We start from the raw sequence: 14,942 nt of genomic DNA, 5'->3' as shown, positions 1-14,942 counted from the left end.
CTTCCGGCTCAGCTGTCCCACAGCGACAGCTGCTCGGGCGCGCTGGGAGCCGGAACCGGCTCGTCCTCGATCACCGCGACCAGGCCGTCCTGCTCGATCAGGGGCCGGAACTTCTCGTAGAGCTCCTGCAGCTTGGCCACGTAGTAGGCGGTGTTCTCGTCCGGGGCGCTCTCGCTCCAGTCGGTGGCGAGCCGCGCCGCCTCGTTGACCGCGATCCGCTTGTCGTCGCCGGTGACGTAGTAGGACACCTGGTCGCCCGGCTGGTACGAGCGCGCCGAGGACAGGGCCAGCTCGTAGGCCGCGCCCACGTTGCGCTCCCCGGACTGCAGCTTCTCCCGATATGCGGTGAGCGACTCCTGGATGGTCTCGGTCTTCATGAACTGCTTGAGCGGCACCCGGTGGGCGAGGAAGTCCGCCTCCCAGCGCGCGACCAGGCCGGGAATCTCCTCGCGCCGGCCGGTGAGGAGCAGCCGGAACATCTCCTCCATCCACCGGCGCTGGAAGAGCTCGATGCCGCGCGAGCGCAGGCCCGAGCCCTTGATCAGGAGCTTGCCGCGCTCGTCGAGCACCACGTAGTTCTTCATCTTGTAGCTGAACATCGCCACGTAGCGGCCGTCGAGCTCGAGCTGGATGCCCTCGGGCAGGGCGGCCGACAGCTCGGTCACCAGCATCTCCTCGAGCACCGTCGGGTCGGTCGGGACCTCCGGGGTCGCCACCGGCGGCACGAAGTAGATGCCGTCGGTGTCCACCTCGACCACGGTGGCCCCGAGCCCGCCCAGCCGGTCCAGCAGCAGCTGCACCAGCCGGCGGCCCTCCCCGGTCACCTGGTTCGCCACGTCGAAATCGTTCCAGTGTCCCTGCGAGAAGGCGAGGTAGCCGTAGAACGAGTTGATGAAGATCTTGAAGGTCTGCTGGAGCGCGTTGAGGAACACGCGCTCCTCGTCGGTGGCCGCGTCGCGGGCCATGCGCTTGGCCGACACCCGGAACTCCCGCAGGTCGTGCAGCAGGGAGGCCGAGACGCCGAGCCGATCGGAGGCCGGGAACAGTCCCTGGCCGAGCATGAGCGAGGGATAGAGCGAGGTCACGTCGACGTGGAGCACGCCGCGCGCGACGCCTCGCTGGAAGACGGCGGTGTACCCGCCGGCCACCCCGCGGCCCCGGCCCGGCGCGGGCACCGCCTGCCCGCGGTGCAGGTACTCGCGCATCAGCAGCGCGTCGATCTTGGTCGCGTTGCCGCGCAGCACGGTCGACTGGTAGTCGAAGGGCAGGATCTGGGCCTGGACGAAATAGGGGGGCGACAGGATCGCGGACAGCCCGAGCGTCTCGATGACGTCGTCGCGGGCGTAGGCCATCAGGCGCTCCGGATCCTCCCGGAAGATGCGCGGGATGTCCTCGGGCGGCAGGTAGGTGCGCTCGGGCGCCGCGATGCCGAAGTGCCGGGCCACGTCCTTGAGCCCGTAGGACTCGAGGTCGCGGGCGCCCACGTCGTAGAGCTGGGCGAGGATCCAGGTGTCCACGATGTGGCGCCCGGTCACCCCGTAGCGGCGATAGCCGATCGTCCGCTCGGCCACCTGCATGCGCGAGGGGAAGCCGCGCAGGGTCGAGCCGTCGCGCCCCCACGCGAGGGCAACACGGTGCCGCCGGGCCCGCGCCTCCAGGTACTCGAGATCGAAGCGGAAGATGTTGTGCCCCTCGATCACGTCGGGATCGCGCTCGCGGATCAGCCGCGAGCACTCGCTCAGGAGCTCGGCCTCCGACATCTCGGTGCCCGAGAGCACGGTGGTGAAGCCGGTGGAGTCGGCGATGGCGATCGCGATGATCCGGTCGGACTCGCGGGCTGCGTTGGGGAACTCGAAGCCGGCGCCGGTGGTGACCTCGATGTCGATGGCCATCCGACGGAGATCTCCGAAGGTCATGCCCAGGAACGACGTCTTGCCGGTGCGCAGCAGGAACTGGTGGATCGGATCGGCGAGGAAGCGATAGGGCGCGTCGGGCGAGCCCGCGCTCTGGCCCGAGACGCGCAGGCAGTGATCCCGCGCCCGCAGGGCCTGCGACCACGAGGGCAGCTCGGCGAGCCAGCGGAACGTGCCCTCGCCGTCGAGCGGGACCATCGTGATCCCGTCCTCGAGGTCGGCGACCAGATCCGGATCGGCCAGGAGCAAGAAGGGGCGGAAGGGCTCCTCGGCGCTCACCACCGCGCCGTCGGACCCGCGCGCGTAGACCGTGACGTGAGCGTCGGCGGGGCGGAAGGCGAGCAGCCCGCGCGCCGGGTGGTGCCCGAACAGCAGCGGGTTGTCATAGAACCGGAGCGGGACGATGGTCAATTCAGCAGGCCCCGCAGACGGTGCAGCTCCTTGCGGGCCATCACGTAGCGTGGCTCGATCTCGATCGCCCGCTCGAGCTCTCCGATGGCCTCGCGGATCTCGTGACGCTTGACGTGGATGCGCGCGCGATTGAAGTAGGGGAAGTGGCGGGGCTCGTAGCGCGCCGCCTGCTTGGCGAGCTCGAGCCACGGCACCGCCTCGTCGTGCCGGCCCAGCTCGATGAGATAGGCGCCGATGTCGTTGTAGGGGTTGCCGAAGTCCGGGTCCACCGAGATGGCGATCTTGCACTGGGCGATCGCGTCGTCCGGCCGCCCCTGGAAGCTGTAGGCCCAGCCGAGGAAGGTGTGGGCCTCCGCGGTGGGATGGAGCCCGATCGAGCGCTGGTAGTGGGCGACCGCCTCTTCCAGCCGCCCCTGCATCTGCGCCTCGTAGCCCAGCTGGAAGTGGCGCTGAGCCTCCGCGCGCGTCGCCCCGGCCGCTTCGTCGTCCGCCATCTAGCGCACCGTCCCCGGCGCCCCGGTCTCGTGCTCCGTCGCCGGCTCCATGCCGGGCAATTCTACCGCAGGCGGCGCGCCCCCGCGCGACACGCGCGCGCGAACTGCGCTATCCTCGCGCCCGTGCGCCGCGTGACCGGGATCGCGCAGCTGATCGTGCTGCTGGCCGCCTGCGCCGGGCCGACCGGCCGGCAGGCCGTCCGCTTCGTCAACGCCACGCCGGGCGCGCCGATGACCCTGGACGCCACCCTGGTGCGCCCGAGCGGGCCCGGCCCGTTCCCGGCAATCGTGCAGCTGCACGGCTGCGGCGGCCTCGAGGCACAGTCGTATCGGTGGGCCCGCTGGTTCGCCGATCACGGCTATGCGGCGCTGGTGGTGGACAGCTTCGGCCCGCGGAAGCTGAAGGGCGATTGCCGCTCCGGGCCCGACGAGCCGCCGGTCACCGCGCGCTTCGACGACGCGTTCGGCGCCCTGCGCTATCTGCAGTCGCTCCCCGACGTGAAGGGCGACCGGATCGCGGCGATCGGGTGGTCGCAGGGCGGCGTCTACGCGATGTCGGTGATCAACGGCCCGAGCCTCGAGCGGGCCCGGCGACGCGGCGTGGCGCTGCCCGCCACCGGCTTCGCGGCGGGCATCGGAGTCTATCCGGGCGGCTGCTTCTCTCTGGTCAACGAGCAGGTGATCCGGCCGCTGCTCGTCCTCATCGGCGAGGCCGACGACTGGACCCCCGCCGCCAAGTGCCGGGAGATGGTCGAGTCGATGCGCGCCCGCGGCTCGGACGCCCGCATCGTGACCTATCCGGGCGCCTACCACTACTTCGACGTGGAAGGACAGCGCCAGGAGGTGCTGGCCGAGGTCGAGAACGACAACCGGGCCGGCGGCCACGGCGCCACCGTCTCCTACCAGGCCGAGGCGGCGGCCGACGCGCACCGGCAGATCGAAGCGTTCCTGGCGCGATATCTGCGGTAGCCGGCCTCCGCGGATTGCACGGGCCGCCCGGCGCGTGCTAGCGTGAGCCCGAACGTTTTTCCCAATGGACGCGTCGGTCGAGCTCGTCAAGCATCTGCTCGGCTCGGTGGTGCACATCCACGCCGAGATCCCCTCGGCCCATCCCTCCACACGACACCTGGGCGACGAGCGGATGGGCACCGGCGCGGTGGTGGACGCGGCCGGGCTCATCCTCACCGTCAACTACGTGGTGATGGGCGCCGAGACCATCCAGGTCACCCTCGGCCGCGGGCGCGGCCTCCGGGCCGAGATCGTGGCCCAGGACTTCGAGGTCGGCCTCGCCCTGCTCCGGGTGAAGCGGCAGGGCCTCGCCGCGGTGCGGATCGCCGACTCCGAATCGCTCGAGCGGGGCGCGCCGGTCTTCGCGATCGGCTCCACCGGGTCCCGCGAGCGCCGGGTGGGCGGCGGGCTCGTCACCTACCTGGGCGAGTTCGAGGCGCACTGGGAGTACATGCTCGAGCGGGGCATCGTGTCGAGCGCAGCCAATCCGGGCTTCGGCGGCGGGCCACTGTTCACGCTGGGGGGCAAGATGGTGGGCGTGGTCTCGCTGAACCTCAACGAGATCGCCCGCTGCTCCCTGGCCATCCCGAGCGAGTACTATCGGCGGAACCGGGAGGAGTTCGTGCGCTTCGGGCGGGTGGTGAGCCGGCCGCAGCGCGCGTGGCTCGGGGTCTTCGCCCACGTGCTCGACGAGGGCGTGGTGGTCGCGGACGTCGTGCCCAACGGGCCGGGCGCCCGCTCGGGCATCCAGGAAGGCGACGTGATCGTCTCGCTGGACGCCCACGAGGTGCCGACGCGCAAGGACCTGTATCTCTCGCTCTGGCGCCACACCCCGGGCGAGAAGATGACGCTCGAGGTCATGCGTGACAACGAGGTCCGCCGCCTGTCCGTCACCGCGGGCGACCGGGCCGACTTCTACAAGCAGATCTCCTAGCCTCACTCGAAGGAGGAGTCGCGGATGGATCTCGGCATCAGGGGCAAGACCGCGCTGGTGGTCGCGGCGAGCAAGGGCATGGGCAAGGCGAGCGCGCTCGGGCTGGGCGCCGAGGGCGCTCGGGTGGTCATGTGCGCCCGCGGGGAGGCCGCGCTGAAGGATGCGGCCGCCGAGGTGAAGCAGAAGACCGGCGCGGAGGTGCTCGCGCTGCCCGCCGACGCGAGCCGGGCCGCCGACATCTCCCGCGTGGTGGCCGAGGCCAACCGCGCGTTCGGGGGTGTGGACATCCTGGTTGCCAACGTGGGCGGCCCGCCGCCCGGGCCGTTCGAGGCGATGACCGACGAGCAGTGGAAGGCCGCCTTCGAGCAGGTGCACCTGTCGACCGTTCGGTTCATTCGAGAAGTCCTGCCCCACATGAAGCGCTCGCGCTGGGGACGCATCCTCGCCATCCAGTCCAGCTCGGTGAAGCAGCCGGTGGACGGCCTCGTGCTCTCGAACGGGATTCGCCCCGGCATCGCCGGCCTGTTCAAGACCCTCGCGGGCGACGTGGCCAAGGACAACATCACGGTGAATCTGGTGCTGCCCGGCCGCATCTTGACCGATCGCTTCCTCGAGCATCAGACCGACCGGGCCAAGCGCAACGGCGTCCCCCTCGAGCAGCAGATGGAGATCTCGTCGGCCGACATCCCGATGGGCCGGATCGGCACCCCGGACGAGTTCGCGGCGATGGTGGTCTTCCTCGCCTCCGCCCGCGCCTCCTACATCACCGGGGTGGCGGTGCAGGTGGACGGCGGCCTCATCCGGAGCGTGGTCTAGCCGTCGCGGCGGCGGGGGCGGACGCGAGCCCGGTGATCGCGGCGGTTCGGACGGCGATCGCGTCGTTCCGCGCCCGCCGCGGGATGTTCCTGGCCTCCGGGCTGGCGTTCAACTTCATCGTCGGCCTCATCCCGCTGCTCTTCTTCGTGGTGTCGGTGGCCGGCTTCGTGCTGAGCCGGCGGGCGGTGATGGAAGCCGTCCTCGGCCAGATCTCCGCGATCGTGCCGGTCTACAAGAACGAGCTGCACGACACCCTCGCCGAGATCATCCGACGTCGGCGGCTGTCGAGCCTGCTCGGCACCGCGGTGCTCCTGCTGTTCTCGAGCCAGCTCTTCAACTCGATCCGGCTCGTGCTCAGCGACATCTTCGGGTTCCGCGGCGGCCCCGGCTTCCTGCGCGGCCTGCTGCGCGACGTGGTGATGGTGGTCGCGATGGGCGTGCTCTTCCTGGGCAGCCTCGTCATCAGCGACATCTTCGGCTGGCTCAAGATCCTGGTCTTCCAGACCATGGGCGCCCCGACGCAGTGGGTGCGCTCGTGGTCGCTCGCGCTGGCCCTGGCCTTCAGCACCGCGTTCTTCTTCGTGCCGTATCGCTACTTCCCGCACCGCCGGGTGCCGGTCGGAGCCGCGCTCGCCGGCGCCCTCCTCGCCGCCGTCCTGTGGGAGACGGCCAAGCAGCTCTTCCGCTGGTACATCCTCTCGTTCGGCGTCTACGACCAGGTGTACGGCCCGCTCGGCGTGCTGGTGGCCCTGGCCATGTTCGCGTACTACTCGGGCGTGGTCTTCATCCTGGGCGCCGAGTTCGCGGCCGCACTGATGACGAAGGGCCGTCGCGCCTGACTTCTCCCTCTCCCCAGGGGAGGGCTCTGTGCTAGGGTGTGGCGGTCATGGTCGACGCCCTGCGCCCGCCACTGCACGGCGTGCGGGTCCTCGAGCTGGCCCATCTCATCGCCGGTCCCATCTGCGGCATGTACCTCGCCGACATGGGCGCCGACGTCGTGAAGGTGGAGTCGCGCGAGGCGCCCGACGCGGGCCGCTCGGTGTATCCGCGCGCGGTGCGCAACGGCGAGGGTGTGCTGCACCTCACCGTCAACCGTAACAAGCGCGCGATCTGCCTCGACGTCAAGCAGCCGGAGGGCCGCGCCGCCTTCCGCCGGCTGGCCGCGTGGGCCGACGTGATCATCGAGGGCTTTCGCGGCGGGGTGGCCGAGCGCCTCGGCATCGACTACGACGCGATCAAGTCGGTGAACCCGCGGCTGATCTACTGCTCCATCTCCGCGTTCGGACCCGACGGGCCGTGGCGCGAGAAGCCGGGGCTGGACTCGCTCGCGCAGGCCCTGGGCGGCCTCATGGCCATCACCGGCGAGCCCGACGGCGGCCCGGTGCTCTGCGGGGCGCCGGTGGCCGACACCCTGGGCGGGATGCTGGCCATCCAGGGCATTCTCACCGCGCTGATCGCGCGCGCGGCGAGCGGGGAAGGCCAGCGGGTCGACGCCTCGCTCCTGAACGGCATGCTGTTCGCGCACACCGCGCGCCTCTCCGTGTTCCACGAGACCGGCGAGCCGCTGCCGCGCTACGGCAGCGGGCATCCCGAGATCGTGCCCTACCAGGCCTTCGAGGCGCGCGACGGCTGGCTGTTCGTGGCCGCGTGGGTGGATCGGCTCTGGCTGCCCTTCTGCAAGGCGGTCGGGCTCGACGCTCTCGGGGCCGATCCGCGCTTCGCGACCCGCAAGGACCGGCTCGACCACCGCGCCGAGCTGGAAGCGATCCTGGCCCCGGTCTTCCGCGCGCGTCCGGTCGCCCACTGGATGGAGGCGCTCGAGCAGGCCGACGTCCTGTGCGCGCCCATCAACGACTATCCCGGGCTCGTGCGCCATCCGCAGGTGATGGCCACCGGCTTCATCACCGAGCAGGACCATCCGCGCGCGGGCCGGTTCAAGACGGTGGCCACCCCCGTGAAGCTCGAGAAGACCCCGGGCACGATCCGGACCCCGGCCCCGCGGCTGGGAGAGCACGGCGAGGCGGTGCTGACCGAGGCGGGCTTCACGAAGGCGGAGATCGAGCAGCTGGCCGCTCGCCGCATCATCTGAGTCACTCACGACGGAGGCCTCTTCCATGATGCTCAAGGACAAGGTGGCGGTGGTCACGGGCGCAGCGCGCGGGATCGGCCGCGAGATCGCGCTGCTGATGGCGAAGCACGGCGCCAAGGTCGTGGTCAACGACTACGGCGGCGGAGCGGACGGCGCGGGCGACGCGCGCGGCCCCGCCGACGACGTGGTGAACGAGATCAAGGGGCAGGGCGGGCAGGCCGCGGCCAACTACGACTCGGTGGCGAGCATGGCGGGCGGCCAGCACATCGTGCAGACCGCTCTGGATCACTTCGGCAAGATCGACATCGTGGTGAACAACGCCGGCATCCTCCGCGACCGCATGATCTTCAACATGACCGAGGAGGAGTGGGACGGCGTCGTCAACACGCATCTCAAGGGCACCTTCGCGGTGACCCGCGCCGCGGTGCCCCACATGCGGGAGCGGAAGTGGGGCCGCATCATCAACATGACCTCCACCTCCGGCCTGGTCGGCAACGTCGGGCAGGCCAACTACGCGGCGGCCAAGCTGGGCATCGTGGGCTTCACCAAGGTGGTGGCGCTCGACATGGCGCGCTACAACGTCACCGCCAACTGCATCTCGCCGTTCGCGTGGACGCGCATGATCGGCACCATTCCCACCGAGACCGAGGCCCAGAAGGCCCGCGTCGAGAAGATCAAGAAGATGGGGCCCGAGCACATCGCGCCGGTGGCGGTGTTCCTCGCCACCGACGAGGCCAAGGAGATCTCCGGTCAGGTGTTCGGGGTGCGCGGCAAGGAGGTCATGCTCTTCGGGCACATGCGGCCGCTGCGCAGCATCCATCACGACCTCGGCTGGACGCCGGAGCGCCTCGCCGCCATGTTCCCGGGCACGCTCAAGCACCACCTGGCCCCGCTCGACACCTCGGGCCAGTACTTCAACTACGACCCGATGGTCTGATCGCGGCGGATGCGCCGCCCGTCGCACCTGATCCGGCTCGGGATCCTCCTGGCCGCGCTGCTCGCCGCGCCGGCCGCGGCGGTCGAGCCCGGACTGCTGGTGACGGTGGGCGAGGTGACCGACACCTCGGCGGTCATCTGGGTCCGCGGGATCGCCTGGGGCGAGGTGGGCATCCGCTACGAGCCGATGCCCCGCGCGTCGGACCCGCCGCCCACCGGGCCGGCGGGCGCGCGCGGGGATATCCGGGTGACTCCCAGTCAGAACCTCACCGGCAAGCTGCTCCTGCAGCCGCTCGAGCCGTCCACCCGCTATCGCTACACCGTCTCCCAGAACGCGGCGCAGATCTCGGGCGACTTCGTCACCGCGCCGGGCCCCACCATCGCCCTGCCGGTGCGCTTCGTGTGGAGCGGAAGCCTCGGCAGCAACGGCCACTGCCGCAAGCCGGGCGTGGGCTATCCGATCTTCGGCGCGCTCGCCCAGGTCCCCGCCGATTTCTTCGTGTTCGTGGGCGACACCATCTACGCCGACCAGATGTGCGGCGGCGGCGCGCGGCAGGCCGGCTACGACTTCGTGGCGCGCCGGCTCGCCGACTTCTGGTCCAAGCATCGCTACAACCGCGAGGATCCGACGGTGCAGGCCTTCTTCCGGCGCACCTCGGTGTACGCGATCTGGGACGACCGAGAGGTGAAGGGCAGCTTCGCCGGGCCGTCGGAGCCGCTGATGGACCCGGGGCGCCGCGCCTTCATCGACTACTTCCCGATCCAGCCGCCGCGCGACGAGCCGGGACGGCTCTACCGCAAGTTCCGCTGGGGCGCCCTGCTCGAGCTGTTCATCCTCGACACGCGGCAGTACCGCAGCCCCGCCAGCATGCACGACGGGCCCGGCAAGACCATGCTCGGCGCCGCGCAGCGGCGCTGGCTGATCGAGGCGGTGGCCGGCTCGAGCGCGGTGTGGAAGGTGGTGGTGTCGAGCGTGCCGCTCTCGGTGCCGACGGGGGGACGGGTCCACGACTCCTGGAGCAACGCCAACGCGCAGGGCGTGCCCGAGGAGCACGGGGGCGGCTACGCGCTCGAGCGCGACGCCATCCTTCGCACCCTCCGCCAGCGCGGCGTGCGCAATCTCGTGTTCCTGACCGGCGACGCGCAGCACGCCGAGCTGATCCGGCACCAGCCGGCTCCCGAGTGGTCCTTCCACGAGCTCATCGCGGGGCCGCTGTCGGCGGCTCCGGGCCGGCCCCGACCCCTCGACGCGGGCTTGAACCCGCGCTCGCTCGCCAGCGTGGGCGGCGTCGCCAACTTCGGCGACGTCTCCATCGAGTCGGGCGGGCTCACCGTGCGCATCGTGGACGCCGAGGGGCAGGTGCGGGCCACCGAGACGATCGCCAGCGAGTAGCGCCGGGCTCAGACGCGCCGGTTGACCAGGTAGATTCCGACCGCCACCAGGACCGCGGCCGCGCCCAGGTTGCCGGTCAGTCGCTCGCCGAGGACGAGCCAGCCCGCCAGCACCCCGAAGAGCGGGGTCCAGAACGAGAAGGCGGCGAGCCCCGAGGCCGGATACCGCTGCAGCAGCCAGAACCAGATGAGGTAGGACACGAAGGCCACGATCACGCTCTGGTACGCGATCGCGGCGGCCACCGGCCCGGTCACCGCGGTGACGCCGCGCTCGCCGATGAGCGCGGACAGGCCGATCAGGGCGGCCGCCGAGACCGAGAGCTGATAGAAGAGCGTGCGCTGCGGAGTGAGCCGCCGGTCCCGCCGCGCCTTGACGATGACGGTGGTGGCGGCCCAGAGGAGGCCGCCGATCAGCTCGAGGCCGTCACCCAGCAGCTCGCGGCGGGAGGGCAGGGCGAGCCCGTCCACGAACGCCAGGCACAGCCCGACGAAGGCCACGATCAACCCGGTCACGCGGCTGCGCGTCAGCCGCTCCTCGGGGATGAGCACGTGGGCGCCCAGGGCCACGAAGAAGGGCGCCGAGTAGAGGAAGATCACGCTGCGCGACGCGGTCGTGAACGCGAGCCCGCCGTAGATGAAGACGAACTCGGCCGCGAAGAGCAGGCCGACGAAGAGACCGTAGCCCCACGTGCCGTCGCGGGTGAGCAGCGGCTCGCCGCGGAGCCGGCACCAGGCCCAGACCAGGCCGGCCGCGATGAAGGAGCGCAGGCCCGCGCCCAGGAGCGGCGATATGCCGGCGAGGCTGATCTTGATGGCGACCTGGTTCAGCCCCCAGGCCACGCAGCACACCAGCAGGATGGTCGCGGCGACGCCGCCGAGACGCTCCGACCCGCTCACGTGCGGGCGCGGCGAACGCCGATCGATGCCAGCAGCGCCATGCTCAGCACGCTGAGCCCGACGCCGGCCCACTCGGCCGCGCCGGGACGATGCTCCATCTCCACCTCGGTGGTGCCCGGCCGCACCGCGACCTCGACGAGGCCCAGGTCGCTCCGGCGGACCGGCACGGCCATCGCGCCGGCGCGGACGATCCAGAGCGGTGAGTAGGCGATGGACAGTGGCGCCCAGCCCCCTATCGCCTCGGAGGCGACCGGCACACGCCAGCGCTGCGAGCCGATCGGCTCGGGCCCGGTGCGCGACTCGGCCAGGAAGAACACGATGAAGGACCCTACGCGGTACCGATGCACAACCGACGGATTCTCCAAGAGAAATGAGGCCCGTCTCGCGTCCTGCTCGAGCGCGATCACGGAGGAGACGCCGAGCCGGACGATCAACCGGTTGAAGGTCGCCGGCTCCAGCGCATCGAGCGGCCGGCCGAAGAGGCTCTCGCCGTCCAGCTGCTCGGCCAGCCGCGTGAGGGGACGGTTCGCGGCGGAGCCGGTGTAGAGCAGCCCGGCCACCGGCGATGGATGCGTGAACGTCCCGCCCAGGATGCCGCGGCCGGTTCGGATCGGGGTCAGCGCGGTGATGTGGGTGTGCGGGCGCCACCACTCGGGGCGCCAGTCCAGCGGCACGCCCGAGCGCACGAACAGGACCCGGCCGGGCGGCGCCTTCGCGAGCGCCTCCCACACCGTGTCCATGCGCAGTCCGCGAACCACCGCCGTCTCCTTGGGCCACTCGAGCGCGCGCGGCCAGAGCGAGAGCCCGGGCTCGTAGGCGCCCCACGACAGGGGCAGGCAGGCGGCCAGGGCGACGAGGGCGGTGACCGCCGGGCGCGCGCCGGCGCGAGCGGCGACCCCGAAGCCGAGCGCCGCGCCGATCACCAGCGCCCAGTAGAGGCCGTCCATCACGCGATCGGCGGGCAGCCACGCGATGCCCAGGGGCCGGAGCACGAACGCGTCGACGATCACGAGGCCGGCCACGACGGGCGAGAGCGTGAGCAGCCAGCGCGCGTCCGCGGGAATCCGCGCGCGCCATCGCCACGCGACGACGGTCAGCAGCGCGAGCACGAGCACGATCGGCTGGGCGACCAGGCGCCCGGCGAGCCCGCCGATCGAGAGGTCCTGCCACGCGAGTGGCAGCGCCATGTCCAGGTGCGCGAGCAGCGGCAGCAGCCACACCGCGGCGAGGCCGAGCCCCAGGGCCACCAGCAGCGCCGCGTCGCGCAGGCGGCGCGTTCGTGGCTCCGCGTGCGAAGCGGCCAGCGCCACCATGGCCACCGCGGTCGGCGCGTGCGCCGGATGCAGCAGCGTGATCGCCGCGATCAGCCCCGGCGCGGCGAGCGGCGGGCGCGTGGCGCCCCCGGCCCAGGGCAGGAGGCTCCACGCCAGCAGGGGCAGGCAGCCCCAGCCGAGCCGCGCGGCCACGAGGCCCCACCGCAGCCCCTCCTCGACGCCGCTCCGGCAGCCGGCCGACAGGGTGAGCGCGACGAACGCGCCGGGCAGCGCGAGCCACGGCTCGCCGAGCGCCCGGCGTAGCAGCGCGTACGTCGCCGCGCCCGGCAGCAGCCACGCGAGCCAGAGCAGGATCCGATACGTGGCGTCTGGGCCCAGCGCGCCGAAGGCGGCGCGATGGAGCGCGGCACCGAGCCAGGCGAAGCCCGGCGGGTAGTACTGCAGCTCCGCGTATCCGGCCCACCAGCCGGGATCGAAGCGCCACGGCGCGAGCCCGACGGTGATGGCGTGATGCAACCGATAGAGCTGCCCCGGGTGATCGTCGAACACGAGGAGCCCGCCGCCGAGAGCGCGCCAGCCGAACGCGACGGCGAACGCGGCCAGCAGGAGAGCGGGCAGCGGGGCCCGGGAGAGCAGCCGGCGGCGGGTCACGGGTGCCGATCATACGGCATCGCGTTGACAATCCGCGGCGGCGAGTGTTAAGTAAACGGAATCGTTGTCGACAAATCGGTGGCGCAGGTGAGGCCAACCTGAGCCGTGCAGCTCATTCCGGGGCTCAAATCCCCTACCGATGGAGAGGCCATTGGACAGAGCACTGGGTCTGAAGTGTCGGGAGTGTGGCCGCGGCTACCCTTCCTCCCCGATTCACGTCTGCGAGTTCTGCTTCGGTCCCCTCGAGGTCGACTACGACTACGAGGCGATCCGCCGCCGCATCAGTCGCGCCCGCATCGAGGCCGGCCCCACATCCATGTGGCGCTACGCCGATCTCCTGCCGTTCGATCTCTCGGAGAGTGGCCCTCCGGTGGGCGCCGCGGTCGGATTCACGCCGCTGGTCCGGGCCCGCAACCTGGCCGACGCGTGGGGCGTGCAGGAGCTGTACCTCAAGAACGATTCGGTGTCGCACCCGACGTGGTCGTTCAAGGACCGCGTGGTGTCCATGGCGGTGGCCAAGGCCCTCGAGTTCGGCTTCGACACGGTGGCCTGCGCGTCGACCGGCAATCTCGCCAACTCGGTGGCCGCGCACGCGGCGGAGGCGCGGCTTCGGTCCTACGTCTTCATCCCCGCCGATCTGGAGTCGGGCAAGGTCATCGGCACCCTCGTCTACGAGCCCACCGTCGTCGAGGTCGAAGGCACCTACGACGAGGTCAACCGCCTCTGCGCCGAGATCGGCGACAAGTACCACTGGGCCTTCGTCAACATCAACCTGCGGCCGTACTACGCGGAGGGATCGAAGACCTACGGCTACGAGATCGCCGAGCAGCTCGGCTGGCGCGCGCCCGCCCACGTGGTGGTGCCGTGCGCGGGCGGCTCGCTGCTGACCAAGATCGCGAAGGCCTTCCGGGAGCTGCAGGACCTGGGCCTGATCCCGGAGGGCCGGACCGCCATGCACGCCGCGCAGGCCGCCGGCTGCGGCCCCATCGTCACGATGATCCGGAACGACACCGACGTGCTGCGCCCGGTGCGCCCGCAGACCATCGCCAAGTCGCTGGCCATCGGCAATCCCGCCGACGGCTACTACGCCTACCGGGCGGTCAAGGAGTCGGGCGGCCACGGCGAGCACGCCACCGACGAGGAGATCATCGAGGGCATGCGGCTGCTGGCCCGCACCGAGGGCATCTTCACCGAGACCGCCGGCGGCGTGACGGTGGCCGCGACCCGCAAGCTGATCGAGTCCGGGCGCATTCCGCGCGACGAGCCCGTCGTGATCTGCATCACCGGCAACGGGCTGAAGACCCCGGACGTGCTGCAGGACCGGCTGAGCCGCGACGTGACCATCCGGCCGTCGCTGTCCGCGTTCGACCGGGCGCTGGCCGATCTCGAGTCCAAGACGGTGGCGTAGGCCGCCGAACCGAGGAGAAACGAATGGCCGTTCTGGTTCGCATTCCCACCCCCCTTCGCTCGCTGACCCGAGGCGCCGCCGAGGTGCAGGCCGACGCCTCCAACGTCCAGGACCTGATCGACGTGCTGGAGAGCCAGTACCCCGGGCTCCGGGATCGGCTGGTGGAGAACGGCGGCGAGCTGCGCCGCTTCATCAACATCTACATCAACCAGGAGGACATCCGCTTCCTGCAGGGCGCCAGCACCACGCTCAAGCAGGGTGACGAGGTGTCGATCGTGCCCGCGATCGCGGGAGGTGTGTAGGCCGGTGGGTGGAACCGGGCGGTCATGATCTCCAGGCGTGTCCAGGGCTTCACCGAGTCGGTCATCCGGGAGATGACCCGGGTCAACAACCAGTACGACGGCATCAACCTCGCCCAGGGCATGCCGAACTTCCCGCCGCCCCGCGAGCTGATCGACGCGGCCCACCGCGCCATCGACGGCGACTTCCATCAGTACGCGATCACGTGGGGCACGCCGCGGCTGCGGCAGGCGATCGCCGAGAAGTACCGCCGCTTCTACGGCATGGACGTCGAGGCGGACCGCCACGTCACGGTGTGCTGCGGCTCGACCGAGACCATGCTGGCCACGCTCCTGGCGGTGCTGAACCCGGGCGACCAGGTCATCATCTTCGAGCCGTTCTACGAGAACTACGGCCCGGGCTGCATCATCGCGGGCGCC

12 protein-coding genes and 1 pseudogene are annotated in these 14,942 nt (G+C 71.1%); 10 read left to right on the top strand and 3 right to left on the bottom strand.

Annotated features, from left to right (window positions below):
* Positions 1–8 precede the first annotated feature (8 nt).
* Together VKN16_23300 and VKN16_23295 are read right to left on the bottom strand one after the other, a co-directional pair.
* Entirely contained in the window at positions 9–2,324 is a 2,316-nt protein-coding gene (locus VKN16_23300) for a DNA polymerase domain-containing protein (protein ID HME97139.1), read from the bottom strand.
* Complete coding sequence (locus VKN16_23295; GenBank protein HME97138.1) at positions 2,321–2,818, bottom strand: tetratricopeptide repeat protein; 498 nt, start codon at positions 2,816–2,818, stop codon at positions 2,321–2,323. The genes VKN16_23300 and VKN16_23295 overlap by 4 nt, the downstream gene beginning before the upstream one ends.
* Positions 2,819–2,950: 132 nt before the next feature.
* Between VKN16_23295 and VKN16_23290 the strand changes: the two genes are divergently transcribed.
* From VKN16_23290 to VKN16_23260, 7 genes are all read left to right on the top strand, one after another.
* Positions 2,951–3,787, top strand: coding sequence for a dienelactone hydrolase family protein (locus VKN16_23290; protein ID HME97137.1), 837 nt, complete (start codon positions 2,951–2,953; stop codon positions 3,785–3,787).
* Between the two features lie 64 nt (positions 3,788–3,851).
* Positions 3,852–4,760 carry a trypsin-like peptidase domain-containing protein gene (locus tag VKN16_23285; GenBank protein HME97136.1) on the top strand — a complete coding sequence of 303 codons (909 nt, stop codon included), beginning with the start codon at positions 3,852–3,854 and terminating at the stop codon, positions 4,758–4,760.
* A 24-nt stretch (positions 4,761–4,784) separates the two neighbouring features.
* Positions 4,785–5,576: an SDR family oxidoreductase gene (locus VKN16_23280; GenBank protein HME97135.1), complete on the top strand. Its 792-nt coding sequence runs from the start codon at positions 4,785–4,787 to the stop codon at positions 5,574–5,576.
* Positions 5,577–5,608: 32 nt separating this feature from the next.
* Entirely contained in the window at positions 5,609–6,415 is an 807-nt protein-coding gene (locus VKN16_23275; protein HME97134.1) for a YihY/virulence factor BrkB family protein, read from the top strand.
* Between the two features lie 47 nt (positions 6,416–6,462).
* Positions 6,463–7,665 carry a CoA transferase gene (locus tag VKN16_23270; GenBank protein ID HME97133.1) on the top strand — a complete coding sequence of 401 codons (1,203 nt, stop codon included), beginning with the start codon at positions 6,463–6,465 and terminating at the stop codon, positions 7,663–7,665.
* Between the two features lie 25 nt (positions 7,666–7,690).
* Positions 7,691–8,602, top strand: a complete 912-nt coding sequence (locus tag VKN16_23265; protein ID HME97132.1) for an SDR family NAD(P)-dependent oxidoreductase — start codon at positions 7,691–7,693, stop codon at positions 8,600–8,602.
* A 9-nt stretch (positions 8,603–8,611) separates the two neighbouring features.
* Entirely contained in the window at positions 8,612–9,994 is a 1,383-nt protein-coding gene (locus tag VKN16_23260; GenBank protein HME97131.1) for an alkaline phosphatase D family protein, read from the top strand.
* 8 nt (positions 9,995–10,002) lie between these two features.
* Here VKN16_23260 and VKN16_23255 read toward each other — a convergent pair.
* A pseudogene (locus tag VKN16_23255) lies at positions 10,003–10,931 on the bottom strand (DMT family transporter).
* A gap of 2,023 nt (positions 10,932–12,954) precedes the next feature.
* Between VKN16_23255 and thrC the strand changes: the two are divergent.
* From thrC to VKN16_23240, 3 genes are all read left to right on the top strand, one after another.
* Positions 12,955–14,223 carry a threonine synthase gene (gene thrC / locus VKN16_23250; protein ID HME97130.1) on the top strand — a complete coding sequence of 423 codons (1,269 nt, stop codon included), beginning with the start codon at positions 12,955–12,957 and terminating at the stop codon, positions 14,221–14,223.
* Positions 14,224–14,246: 23 nt separating this feature from the next.
* Positions 14,247–14,525 (top strand): ubiquitin-like small modifier protein 1, encoded by a 279-nt coding sequence (locus VKN16_23245; protein HME97129.1) that lies wholly within the window; start codon positions 14,247–14,249, stop codon positions 14,523–14,525.
* A 24-nt stretch (positions 14,526–14,549) separates the two neighbouring features.
* Positions 14,550–14,942: aminotransferase class I/II-fold pyridoxal phosphate-dependent enzyme (locus tag VKN16_23240; GenBank protein ID HME97128.1), on the top strand; the 393-nt coding region annotated here is incomplete at its 3' end.

The sequence above is a fragment of the Candidatus Methylomirabilota bacterium genome, assembly GCA_035315345.1.
Lineage (GTDB): Bacteria > Methylomirabilota > Methylomirabilia > Rokubacteriales > CSP1-6 > CAMLFJ01.
This window is presented reverse-complemented; position numbering and strand designations above follow the sequence as displayed.